Consider the following 13004-nt stretch of genomic DNA (forward strand, 5'->3'; position numbering starts at 1 on the left):
TCGATCCAGTGAACAGGCCTTGCGCGGTGCCGGAACCACCCGCGTAATTCACTTTTATCCGCCCCGTCTGAATGACGGTCGCGCCGTACCGCATGTCCGCCACCTGCGCGTCGGCGACGATCTTCGGCTGATCGTACAGCACCGCATCGGCGGTGATGATCGCCCGCCCGATGGTAAAGTCGACCGCGCCCGGGATCGTTGCCGCACTCGCGCGCGCATTGATACTGGCCCGCTGGTAGCGCCCCTCGGCCCCCAGCGCGGCAACCCCCGTCAGCCCCGAACCGCTGAAGTTGATCCGTCCGGCGAACGGGCCCGCAGCGGTCTGCACCACACGCCCCGCGAACTGCACGCCTGCGAACAGCACGCGGCGGATATCGATCGCCAGTTGCGCGCCCGGACGCACCAGTACGTCGGCGGTAAACGGCCCATAGGTCGTGCCGCCGGTGGCATTGACCTGATACGCCCCGCCACGCCCGACGATACGCGCGTCGACATCGGCCAGCCCGACCCCGACGCCGGGCCGCGGCGCGCGCAGCCGGACCACCGGCGCGGTGGCGCTGCCAGTGACGCGCGCGAACAGCGGGCCATATTGGGTCGAATAGGCGTCGGCATTCACCAGCAGGCCGCCGCTCCCCGGATCGAACCGTCCCTCGCCGCGAGTGATGCGGAACTGTGGCGCGTTCATGCGCAGCGACTGGAACGTCACCACTCCTTCGGGGGAATAGCCGAAGCGCGTGCTGAGTACCGCATTGCCGCCCAGGAAATCGCGCACACCGCTGTTGAACAGCTGCTTCGTCTGCACCGCGACCCGCCCGGTGATTCCGAAGCCGCCGCGCGGCCCCGGCACGAGATTGGCGTTCGTCTGAATGTTGAGGATGCCGACACTGTCGACACGGAAGTTGTTGACGCGCCCTTGCAGCGCGCCTGTGTAGCGGCCCGTCTGCACGTTGGCGGCAATGATCGCGGTGGCGTCGATCGTGTCCGAGCGGATGCGCAGATTGTCCGACAGGATGTTGGGCATCGTGATCGCGATATCGCCATCGACGCGTACATTGGTGGTCAGCCCACCCAGCGCGGGATTAAGCCCGGCGATGCGTTTGGCGCGGGCATGCACGGGCACCAGGATACGATCGCTGTTTACCCGCGCCTGGCCCTCGGCGTAGAGGTTCTCGACACTCGTATCGGCGAAACCAAGCGCCGCGGCGCGGATCTTGTAGTCCACCACCGGCGTGGCGAAGGCGCCGTTCAGCACGACCCGCGCCAGCACATTGCGCCCGCGAAGATTGGGGGCGATCGCCCCCGGCGTCTTCAACATGGCGTCGACCGCGAAATTGCCGAAACGGCTGTTGGCGAGGTCGATGATCCCGCCGGCGTCGACCGCCAACGCATCCGAATTGAGCGTCAGGCGCGTATCGGCGCTGCGCTTTTCCAGCGTCACGTCGAGCGCGACCTGCATCTGCGGCGCGGTCAGACGCTCGACGGGACCTTCCAGATACAGACCGGGGCGCGTCGGGCCGCGCACCTCGATATGGCCGTCGCGGGCCACGACCGACAGGTTCGCGAGCTGCCCGCCGCCCAGTGTCGCCAGCGCGCGCCCCTGCCAGTTCGCCCAGCTGCCCTGCCCGCTGATCGTCGCGGTCAACGGCGCCTTCAGGCCAGCGAGTTGCGCGACCACGCCGTTGGCGGGCGCCTGCACCCGCACGTCGAGATCCAGCTTGTTATCGTCGGGTACGGCGTCGAGCCGCACCCGCGCGCGATCACCACCGGCGACACCGGGCGCGCGCAACGCCACCGCGTCGACGTTAAGCTGCGCGCGGCGATCCGCAATATGCGCCTCACCCGCGAGACGCGCGATATGCCTCGCCCCCGAAACCGGCGGCTCCATGACGAAGCGCGCGACCTGCAGGCTGCCGATATCGATGTCGAGATCGGGCAGGATCGGCGCGTTGGGATCGGTCGGCTCGGTCGACGACTTCAATTCGGGATTACGCCGCAACGTGATCAATTGGGCCGACGCACTGCGCACATCGACATGATTGTTGACGAACTTGAACGGGCGCCAGTCGACGTCGAGCCGCGGCGAGGTCAGAAATACGCCCCTGGGATCACTGACGCGCACATTCGACAGCCGCATACGACCGTATAGCGACCCATCGATCCGCCCCACGCGGATGTTGAGCCCCGATGCGGTCGTATAGCCGCCGATCTGATCCGCGACGAAACGCCGTCCGGGATCGGTATTGATACCGACGACGATCGCCACCACCAGAAACACCAGCGCAAGGATCGCGACGCCGATCCACTTCAGGATCCGCTGCCACAATGGGCGGCGCTCGATCTCGGGTGTCGCGTCGGACGTGTCGACGGGATGCGTATCGGCCATCAGAATGCCTGCCCGATCGAGAGGTAGAGCGCGATCTTGGGATCTCCCGGTCGGGGATTGAGGGGTGTCGCGACGTCGACACGCATCGGGCCGAAGTTGGTATAGAAACGCCCACCGATCCCCGCGCCGAAGCGCAGGTCGTTGCCCTTGGGCAGGACGCTCTCATAAGCATTGCCGCCGTCGATGAACGGCACGATCCCGAAATTGCCGAAACGGTAGCGCGCCTCGATCGAGAATTCGTTGAGGCTGCGCCCGCCGACCGGGCGGAGATCGGCCAGATTGACGTTGCCCTTCTCGTCGGGAGTGAGCGAGCTGACCGGCTCAAGCGGCCCCAGGCGCTGGAAGCCATAGCCGCGCACCGATCCGCCGCCGCCGCCATAATAGCGCCGCGACGGCGCCAGATCATCGCGCGCCACACCGAAGATGCTGCCCGCGCGGGCGCGTCCCGCCAGCACGAGGCTGTCGGTGACCGGAAAATAGCCGGTCGCCTCCACCAGAGCGCGCCCATAGGGCCTGACCGCGCCCTGCACCGACGTTTCCGGGCTGAGATTCAGTTTCAGCCGATAGCCGCTGGTCGGATTGAGCAGATCGTTCGAACGGTCGAACAGCACCTGCCCCGGCAGCGCGAACACCCCATAGGTGCGCCGCACCCGGCGGTTCAGATCGAAGTCGAAGACGCTTTCGTTGGTGCCGACCAGTTCGAAGCCATAGGCATAGGTGAGCGGCTTCTGCCAGATCGGCGTCGAATCATAGCTGATCCGCCCGGCGATCGTCGCGGTGAACGCCTCGAATGCGTCATAGGTCGAATGATTGGCGGCGGCGGTCAGGCTGACGGTACGATCGCGCCGCCCGGCGTTCTGCCGCCGGAAGCCGACGTTCAATCCCTGCTGCTGGGTGCCAGCGATCGCGCCGAGGATCAGCGCGCCCTCCGGCGGGAATTTGTTGCGATGGGTGAAATTCGCCTCCGCCTTGATCCCCTCGCCGGTATTGTAGCCGACCGAGCCCGACAGGCTGCGGAACGGCCCCTTGGTCTGCCGGATCATCAGGTCGACCTGCTCGGTGCCGTCCGGCCCCGCCACGCCGGTGCGCACCGGCTCCACGCCGATGGAATTGAACAGCCCGGTCGCGACCAGCGCCTCGCGCAGATCGTCGGTACGGCGGGCGTCGTACAGCTCGCCCTGCCGGAAGCGTGGAAAGACGTTCAGATGCTTCAGGTCGAATACCTGATCGCCCTCGGTCCGAAGCGCGCCAAAGGTCGAACGCGGCCCGGTGTCGACCGGCAGGGTATAGTCGCCACGATGCGTCGTTTCGTCGAGCAGCACGTCGCGGTCGCCGACCTTGACGAAGGGATAGCCCTGCTGCGGCAGCTTCAGCGCGACGTTCGCCTCCGCCCCCTGCACCCGCGCCGCCTCGATCGGATCGCCCACCTTCAACGGCAGCTCGCGCCGTACCAGATCAGCCGGCACGGTCGGCTGCGCCTTCACGTCGATCGATCCCAGCTTGTAGATATCGCCGGGAGTGGCGCTGACGATCGCCCGTACCTTGCCCGGAGGCGCGGGCGACGCGCCGTCGGCGGGCGTCGCGGCGCCCGGCACCGTCTCGATCGTCGATACCGCGGTGCCGTCGTAATAGCCGAGCGATTTCATCAGCCGCACCGCCAGCGCTTCATCCTCGCGCGCACGTGCGGCGATCTGCGTCGCGTTGTCGGCCTTGCCCTTGCCTTCTTTCAACGCGGACAAGGCGTTGAATTCGTCGGTCAGGTTCAGCGGATCCAGCCCGCGCACCTCAGTAACATAGGCCAGTTCGGGCGTATCGCGGCGCTGCGTATCGGCGACACTTTGCAGCGGCACCGTGTTGAAGCTGCCGAGCGGTTCCAGCGGCTGCGCCAGCACCGGGTCGGCTGCCGTGGGCGGCGGCAGGGTGCCCGGCGCGATTGGCGCCTGCGCCGCCTCCGTGGCCGTCGCGGGGGCATTCGCAGGCGTGTCGCGCGGCATTGGTTCGAGCGGAGCGTTGATGTCGCCACTGATCGGTGGCAGCGCCGCGTTGAACTCCGCGTCCGGCACGATCGGTGTGGCGGGAGGGGTCTCGGATGGCGTCGGTGATGCGACGGCACTGTCGGGTGCGTCGGGGCCGCGCGCGGGCGCTGTGCCCGGCTTCTGCATCTGCGCACTCACCACCTGACCGCCCAGCGCCAACGCCGCGCTGGCCAGCAAAAATCGCGTCCGACGATCAGGAAAAGTCAAGAACAACGCCCCTTTACGATGGGGTCCGGTATTCCGTTACACCCCCGCACCTTATGGCCAACGCCCCAGTCGGCTTTCGGTTTCCTGGTTGGCCTGATCGGCCGGAACAGCGTAAACCTTCTATAAAGTACGTTATGGAGAGGGTATGAATTTCGAGCTCGACGACGATCATCGCATGATTGCCGAGCTGGTGCGGCGGTTCGTCGATGACGAGCTGATCCCGCTGGAAGGCGATGTGCTGGCGCGCGACGTCGCCGGCGAGGGCGTGACGATGACGGCCGCCCAGCGCGAACGGGTCGGGCGGGTGTCGCGCGACCTGGGGCTATGGGGCCTTGACGCGCCGGCGGATGTCGGCGGCCACGATCTGCCCGCGGTGGCGATGGTCGCGGTCAACGAAGCACTGGGCCGCACGATCGTGCCTTTCACGCTGCCGCCGGATTCGCCCAATCTGCGGATGCTGGCCGCCACCGTCACCGATCGTCAGCGCGAGGCCTATCTGGCGCCTTATGTGCGCGGCGAGACGATCTCCGCGATCGGCATCTCCGAGCCCGGCGCGGGTTCCGATCCGGCGGGCATGAAGACCGTCGCGCGGCGCGATGGCGACGATTGGGTCCTCAACGGCCGCAAGATCTGGATCACCAGGGCGGCGCGGGCCGATTTCACGATCGTCATGGCGGTCACCGATCGCGAGAAAGGCGCTCGCGGCGGGATGTCGGCGTTTCTGGTCGATCGCGATACGCCGGGCTTCCATGTCGTCCGTCCGATTCCGATGATCGGCGGCGAGACCACCTATGAAGTGGCGCTCGACGATTGCCGTGTGCCGGGCTGGAAACTGCTGGGCAGCGAGGGCCAGGGCTTTGCGCCGATGCAGTTGCGGCTGGGCACGCGGCGCGCCGAAATGGCCGCCAACGCGATTGGCATGGCGCAGCGCGCGATGGAAATGATGATCGACTATGCCCCGCAGCGCACGACCTTCGGCAAGCCGCTGAGCGAGCGGCAGACGATCCAGAACTGGATCGCGAATGCCGCCACCCATCTCCACGCCGCCCGGCTGATGACCTATGATTGCGCCTGGAAACTCGATCAGGGCCGCGACGTGCGCGCTGAAATCTCGATGATCAAGGGGTTCGCGCTGGAAATGGCGTGGCGAGTGCTGGATCACGCGATGCAATGTTTCGGGGCGATGGGCATGACGCGCGAGCTGCCGCTGGCGCAGATGGCCGCGCGCATCCGGCTGATGCGGATCTACGACGGGCCGACCGAAATCCACCAATGGGTCGTCGCCCGCAACCTTCTGGGAACACGCGCATGAAAGAGCATATCGCCGTCACCCGCCACGATCACGTGGCGACTGTCGTGATCGACCGGCCACCGCACAATCACGTCAATGCGGCGCTGATCGGCGCGCTCGCGGACATCTTCGAGGAATGCGACCGCGATGATGACATCCGCGCGATCGTACTGGCGACCGAGGGTAAGGTATTCTGCGGCGGCGCCGATCTGACCGGGGACCGGCCATTGGCGGACGAGAGCGGCGAAAGCGAAACGCCGGCGCTCTATCGCCATGCGGTGCGCCTGTTCGCGGCGAAGAAGCCGGTGATCGTGGCAGTCCAGGGCGCGGCGGTCGGCGCGGGGCTGGGCCTGGCGCTGGTCGGCGATTTCCGCGTCGCCGCGCCGGAAGCGCGCTTCGCGGCGAATTTCGTCACGCTCGGCTTTCACGCCGGCTTCGGCATCACGCACAGCCTGCCGCGTGTCGTGGGTCAGCAGCACGCCTCGCTGATGCTGCTGACCGGCCGGCGCGTGAAGGCGGAGGATGCGCTGCGTTATGGGCTCGTCGACGAAATCGCGCCATTAGCCGACCTGCGCGCGACCGCGCAGCGGCTCGCGGCCGAGATCGCGGCCAATGCGCCGCTCGCGGTGGAGGCCACCCGCGCCACGCTGCGCGCCGATCTGGCGGAGGCGATCCGGCGGCGCACCGATCATGAGCGCGCCGAACAGGACCGATTGATGAAAACCCAGGATTTCCGCGAAGGAATCCGCGCGGTCGGGGAGCGGCGCGCCGGCCGGTTCGTGCGGGGATAATCGCGCCGCGCGCAGATTTTGTTATCCGCTGCGACACATTTGCGACAAATAGCCGTTAGGCGCGCCCCTGGTGGGACGACGGTCAGAATAAGGTGTCGAAGCGAATGGGTGTGCGACCAGTCTCGACGGGCGTGGGTATCGCATTGGGCGCGGGGCTGCTCCTTCTGGCCGGTTGCGGCTCCGGCGGCGGCACGGGCGCGCAGCAAAAGGGCGGCCAAGGTCACCACGGCCCGACCAAGGTCGGTTATGTGATCGTCCAATCAACGTCGGTGCCCGAAACCGCCGAGCTTCCCGGTCGTACCGTCGCCTTCCAAAGCTCGGAGGTCCGCCCGCAGGTGTCGGGCGTGATCCAGCGGCGGTTCTTCACCGAAGGGTCAATCGTCCGGCGGGGGCAAGCGCTCTATCAGATCGATCCGTCACTGTACCGCGCCGCCGCCAATCAGGCCAGCGCGGGCGTCGCCAACGCACAGGCGAACTTCGAGGCCGCGCGCGTCCGCGCCGATCGTTATCGCCCGCTGGCGGAAATCGAAGCGATCAGCAAACAGGACTATACCGACGCGCTCGCGACGCAGAAACAGGCGCAGGCGACCATCCGCCTCAACCAGGCGCAACTCGATACCGCACGCGTCAACCTGCGCTTCACCACCGTACCCGCGCCGATCACCGGGCGGATCGGGCGGTCGCTCTATACGGTCGGTGCGCTGGTGAGCGCGACGCAGACCAATCCGCTGGCGACGATCCAGCAGCTCGATCCGATGTTCGTCGACATCCAGCAATCCAGCGCCGATCTGCTGGCGTTGCGCCGCGCGCTCGCCTCGGGCGGATCGGCACCGGCGCGCGCATCCGTAAAGCTGAAGCTGGAGGATGGCAGCGACTATGGCCAGACGGGCACGGTGGAATTCGCCGAGGTGGTGGTCGATCCCACGACGGGCGCGGTGACGCTGCGCGCGCGCTTCCCCAATCCCCAGGGGTTGTTGCTGCCGGGCATGTTCGTCCGCGCGCTGTTCGCGCAGTCGATCCAGCGCAACGCCTTCCTCGTCCCGCAACAGGCCGTGACGCGCGACCCGCAGGGCAATGCGACGTTGTTCCTGGTCGGGCCGAACAACAAGGCGGTGCAACGCTCGATCACCGCGGAGCGGACGCAGGGCGCTTATTGGGTGGTGACCAAGGGCCTGAACGATGGCGACAAGGTCATCACGCAGGGGCTGCGCGATCTGAAACCCGATGCCGCGATCACTGCCGTGCCGGCCAACACGCCGCAACGTATCGTCCCCCCCTCGCCCGAGCAGATGAAGAAGATGCAGGCCGAGAAGGGCGCGGGCAAGGCAGGCTAAGGCTTTCATGTCGCGCATCTTCATCGACCGCCCCATCTTCGCATGGGTGCTTGCCATCATCGTCATGCTGGCGGGCGTGGGCGCGATCCTGTCGCTGCCGATCGCACAATATCCCGACGTCGCGCCGCCGCAGGTCTCGATCCGCGCCACCTTCCCCGGCGCGAACGCCCAGACGCTGCAAAACAGCGTGACCCAGGTGATCGAGCAGCAGCTGACCGGGCTTGACGGATTGCTGTACTTCCAGTCGTCCTCGTCGAGCCGCGGGTCGGTGACGATCACCGTCACCTTCGACAAGGGCACCGATCCCGATATCGCGCAGGTGCAGGTGCAGAACCAGGTGCAGCAGGCCGTCGCGCGCCTGCCGCAACAGGTGCAGCAGCAGGGCCTGGTCGTCCGCAAGTCCAACCCGGATTTCCTGTTGATCGTCGGCGTGTATGACGCGACCGACAAGCTGACCAATCGCGACGTCTCGGACTATCTCACGTCGAACCTGCAGGACCCGCTCAGTCGTATCCCGGGCGTCGGCGATACCAACGTCTTCGGGTCGCAATATGCGATGCGCATCTGGCTCGATCCGGCGCGGCTGAATGCCTATCAGCTGATGCCAGGCGATGTCGTTACCGCCATTACCAACCAGAATGCGGAGGTCGCCGCAGGTGAAGTCGGCGGGCAACCGATGCCCGATACGCAGATGCTGAACGCGGTCGTCACCGCGCAATCGCGCCTGACGACGCCGGCCGAATTTGCCAATATCATCCTGAAGACGCAGAACAGCGGCGCCACCGTGCGGCTGCGCGACGTCGCCCGGATCGAGCTGGGCTCCGAAAATTACAGCGCGCGCAGTCGTGTCAACCGCCATCCGGGCGCGGGCATCGCGATCCTGCTCGCGCCGGGCGCGGACGCGCTGAAGACCGCCGAACTGGTGAAGGCGCATGTCGAACAGGCATCGAAAAGTTTCCCCGCCGGGCTGGAATATGCCTTCGCCAACGACACCACCGACTTCATCAAGCTGTCGATCGAGGAAGTGGTCAAGACACTGATCGAGGCGATCATCCTGGTCGTCATCGTGATGTTCGTGTTCCTGCAAAGCTGGCGCGCCACCCTGGTGCCCGCGATCGCGGTGCCGGTCGTGCTGCTGGGCACGTTCGCAATCTTCTATCTCGCGGGCTTCTCGATCAACACGTTGACGTTGTTCGGGTTGGTGCTGGCGATCGGATTGCTGGTCGACGATGCGATCGTCGTGGTCGAGAACGTGGAACGTCTGCTGGAGGAAAATCCAGGCATGACCCCGCGTGAGGCGACGATCCTGTCGATGAACGAGATCACCGTCGCGCTGGTGGCGATCGCGCTGGTGCTGTCGGCGGTGTTCCTGCCGATGGCGTTCTTCGGCGGGTCGACAGGCGTCATCTATCGCCAGTTCTCGCTCACGATCGTCTCGGCGATGGTGCTGTCGGTGCTCGTCGCGCTGATCCTGTCGCCCGCGCTGACGGCGACCGTCCTGAAGCAGAAGCACGACGAGAATGGCGACCCGCTCGAACAGGGCTGGATCGGCCGGCGCCTGCCGCGCGTCGCGCACGGGATGGAGCGCGCGCGCGACTGGTTCAACGACAGTTTCGATCGTGGCGTCGCGCGCTACGAGGCCGGGGTGCGCCACGTCATCGATCGCAAGGTGCTGTGGCTGATCGTCTATGCGGCGGTGGTGGCCCTGCTGGCGGTATTGTTCCTGCGCATGCCGACCGGCTTCCTGCCGACCGAGGATCAGGGCAGCGCCAGCATCCAGTTCCAATTGCCCGCCGGCGCGACGCAGGGCCGCACCTATGACGTGCAGCGGCAGGTGGAGAATTACTTCGCGCAGCACGAACCGAAGAACGCGAAGACGATCTTCACCGTGTCCGGCGCCGGCGGCGGGGCGAGCGGGCAGAACACCGGCCAGGGCTTCCTCAACTTCGTCGACTGGGCGGATCGCTCCGGCAAGGAGAATACCGCGGATGCGATCGTGGCGCGCGCCTCGGCGGCGTTTCGCGAGTTCCGCGACGCCCGCGTCTTCGCGCTGATCCCGCCGGCGGTGCGCGGGCTTGGCCAGTCCAACGGCTTCACGATGGAGCTGCAGAACAGCGGCGGCCTGTCGGACCAGCAATTCGACGACGCACGCGACCGTTTGCTCGCACTGGCGGAGGAGGACCCGCGGCTCGCATCGGTGCGCCTTTCCGAGCTGCCGGACGTGGGCACCCTGAAGATCGATATCGATCAACAGAAGCTGGCGGCGCTCGGGCTGACGCAGTCTGACGTCAATACGACATTGTCGACCGCCTGGGGCGGCCGTTACGTGAACGACTTCATCGACCGCGGCCGTGTGAAGCGCGTGTTCGTTCAGGGGGATGCCCCGTATCGTGCCGAACCGGAGGACCTCAACCAGTGGTTCGTGCGCGGTTCGGACGGGCAGATGGTGCCCTTCTCCGCCTTCGCGCGGATCGGCTGGACGCAGGCGCCGGTGACGCTGTCACGCTTCAACGGCATCTCGTCCTTCGAATTCCAGGGCCAGGCGGCGCCCGGCAGCAGCTCGGGCGATGCGATGCAGCGGATCGAGGAACTCGCGTCGCAGATCCCGGGCACCAGCATCTCCTGGGCGGGGCTGTCCTATCAGGAACGTCTATCCTCGGGGCAGGCGCCGTTGCTGTACGGCCTGTCGATCCTCGTCGTGTTCCTGTGCCTGGCGGCGCTGTACGAAAGCTGGTCGATCCCGCTGGCAGTGCTGCTTGTCATCCCGCTGGGCCTGATCGGCGCGATCCTGTTCACCACGCTGCGTGGGCTGGTCAACGACGTCTATCTCCAGATCGGGCTGCTGACGACGATGGGCCTCGCGGCGAAGAACGCAATCCTGATGATTGAATTCGCCGAGCAGGAGGAGAAGAAGGGCAAGCGCGTCATCGACGCCGCGCTGGCCGCCGCACGAATCCGTCTGCGTCCGATCCTGATGACCAGCCTGGCGTTCATCTTCGGCGTATTGCCGCTGGCGATCTCCACCGGCGCGGGCGCCAACAGCCGCATCGCGATCGGCACCGCGGTGATCGGCGGGATGCTGACCGCGACGGTGCTGGCGATCTTCTATATCCCGCTGTTCTTCGTGATGGTGCGGCGCGGGTTCCGCGATGGGCTGAAGGGCCTGGGGCGCGGTGCCGATCCCAGCGATAATGGCCCGCAGGGGGGCGGACACGATCCCGATCACGGCCCCGGCGGCGGAAGCGCACCACCCCGGCTGCCCGCCCCCCTGGAAAAGCCGGCCCTGCCCGCCCCCGTTGCCCCTTCCGCGCCGGAGCCTTCACGATGATCCGCCGCCTCGCCGCCCTGGCCGCAGCGACCGCGCTGGCCGGCTGCTCGCTGACACCCGCTTATATACGCCCCCTGGCGCCGGTGCCGCCGTCGTGGCCGGTGGGCGACGCCTATCTGCGCAGCAGCGAGGCGTCGCTGCCGGCGATCACCTATCGCGACATCTTTCGCGACCAGCGCCTGCAAACACTGATCGACCAGTCGCTTGCCAACAACCGCGACCTGCGCATCGCCGTGGCGAACATCGAAAGCACGCGCGCGCAATATCGCATCCAGCGCGGCAGCCTGTTTCCGACCGTCGCCGCCACCGGCGCCTACAGCTACCGCGAAACCGGCAACGGCACGACCACCTTGACCAATACGGGCACGGGAGCGGGCACCGGGACTGGCACCGGCACCGGCACCGGGACCGGGACCTCGGTGGTCAACACATCCGGCGGGCGCAGCACCTTCCAGGCGCAGATCGGGGTGACCTCGTTCGAAATCGATCTGTTCGGGCGAGTGCGCGCGCTGACCAACGCCGCGCTGTCGCGCTATTTCGCGCAGGAAGCGGCCGCACGCGCGACCCGGCTGACGCTGGTAGGGGATGTCGCGACCGCATGGCTGGCCTATGCCGCTGACAAGAGCCTGATGACGATCGCCGAACAGACAGCGGCGATCGCGCGGCAGAGCGTGCAACTCACCGACGCACGGCGCCGCGGCGGGGTCGCCCCGCGCACCGATCTGCGCCAGGCCGAACAGATCCTCGCCACTGCCGAGGCGGATCTCGCGCAGCAGCGCAACGCGCTGGCGCAAGACGTCAACGCGCTGCAATTGCTGGTCGGCGCGCCTGTTGATCCGGCGCTGCTGCCCGCCTCGATCGAGGAAGCGTCGAAGCAGATCGGCGAGGTACCCGCGGGGATCGACTCCGGCGTGCTGCTGCGCCGGCCGGACGTGGTGCAGGCCGAATATACGCTGCGGGCCGCCAATGCGGAGATCGGCGCTGCGCGCGCGGCGCTGTTCCCGCGTATCTCGCTCACCGGGCTGGTCGGCTTCGCCAGCGGGGCGCTGCGCACCTTGTTCTCCAGCGGCGCGTTCAACTATTCGGTCAGCCCGAACGCCTCCTATCCGATCTTCCAGGCGGGGGCCGGCCGGGCACAGGTGGAATATAGCCGTGCGCAACGCGACGCCGCGCTCGCCAGCTACGAACGTACGATCCAGACCGCCTTTTCCGAAGTGTCGGACGCTCTCGCGCGGCGCGGAACGATCGGCGACCAGCTCGCCGCGAACCGCCGCTTCTACGTCGCGGCGCTCGATACCTACCAGTTGACTCAGGCGCGTTACCGGGGCGGGATCGATACCTATCTGTCTTCGCTGGATGCGCAGCGGCAGCTTTATTCGGCACAGCAGACGCTGGTATCGACGCAGCTGACGCAAGCGACCAATCTCGTGACCCTGTATCGTACGCTGGGCGGGGACTCGCTGCTTGACGTCACCCCGCAAGGCCCGGTGCTGATCGGACAGAACGGCTCTCCCCCGCCGCCGCCGGCACAGCCGCAAAGGTAAAGCGGCTTGACGCCTCGCTTCGCAGACCGGAGGCTGGGCGACTGACCGGGAGAGAGCCGCCGATGGGCGATTACCGTATCCGCCGATTCC

Annotated in this window: 6 protein-coding genes and 1 pseudogene; 5 read left to right on the forward strand and 2 right to left on the reverse strand. The window is 66.9% G+C overall.

Translation table 11 applies throughout. From position 1 onward, the window contains the following. Together ACFDSW_RS02340 and ACFDSW_RS02345 are read right to left on the reverse strand one after the other, a co-directional pair. Nucleotides 1-2383 (reverse strand): annotated as a pseudogene (locus ACFDSW_RS02340) (hypothetical protein); the annotation flags it as partial. Next, nucleotides 2383-4545 (reverse strand): BamA/TamA family outer membrane protein, encoded by a 2163-nt coding sequence (locus ACFDSW_RS02345; RefSeq protein WP_375248694.1) that lies wholly within the window; start codon nt 4543-4545, stop codon nt 2383-2385. The pseudogene ACFDSW_RS02340 and the gene ACFDSW_RS02345, both read right to left, overlap by 1 nt. 226 nt (nt 4546-4771) lie before the next feature. Here ACFDSW_RS02345 and ACFDSW_RS02350 point away from each other — a divergent pair, with 226 nt between their 5' ends. The 5 genes from ACFDSW_RS02350 (at nt 4772) to ACFDSW_RS02370 (ending at nt 12914) form a co-directional block, all read left to right on the forward strand. Next, nucleotides 4772-5938 (forward strand): acyl-CoA dehydrogenase family protein, encoded by a 1167-nt coding sequence (locus ACFDSW_RS02350; RefSeq protein WP_375248667.1) that lies wholly within the window; start codon nt 4772-4774, stop codon nt 5936-5938. Next, nucleotides 5935-6708 (forward strand): enoyl-CoA hydratase/isomerase family protein, encoded by a 774-nt coding sequence (locus ACFDSW_RS02355; RefSeq protein ID WP_375248668.1) that lies wholly within the window; start codon nt 5935-5937, stop codon nt 6706-6708. The genes ACFDSW_RS02350 and ACFDSW_RS02355 overlap by 4 nt, the downstream gene beginning before the upstream one ends. Nucleotides 6709-6812: 104 nt before the next feature. Further along, complete coding sequence (locus tag ACFDSW_RS02360; protein ID WP_375248669.1) at nt 6813-8042, forward strand: efflux RND transporter periplasmic adaptor subunit; 1230 nt, start codon at nt 6813-6815, stop codon at nt 8040-8042. Nucleotides 8043-8049: 7 nt separating this feature from the next. After that, complete coding sequence (locus ACFDSW_RS02365; RefSeq protein ID WP_375248670.1) at nt 8050-11370, forward strand: multidrug efflux RND transporter permease subunit; 3321 nt, start codon at nt 8050-8052, stop codon at nt 11368-11370. After that, nucleotides 11367-12914, forward strand: a complete 1548-nt coding sequence (locus ACFDSW_RS02370) for an efflux transporter outer membrane subunit (RefSeq protein ID WP_375248671.1) — start codon at nt 11367-11369, stop codon at nt 12912-12914. The genes ACFDSW_RS02365 and ACFDSW_RS02370 overlap by 4 nt, the downstream gene beginning before the upstream one ends. The last annotated feature ends 90 nt before the right edge of the window (nt 12915-13004 follow it).

The organism is Sphingomonas sp. (assembly GCF_042091075.1).
Taxonomy (GTDB): Bacteria; Pseudomonadota; Alphaproteobacteria; order Sphingomonadales; family Sphingomonadaceae; genus Sphingomonas.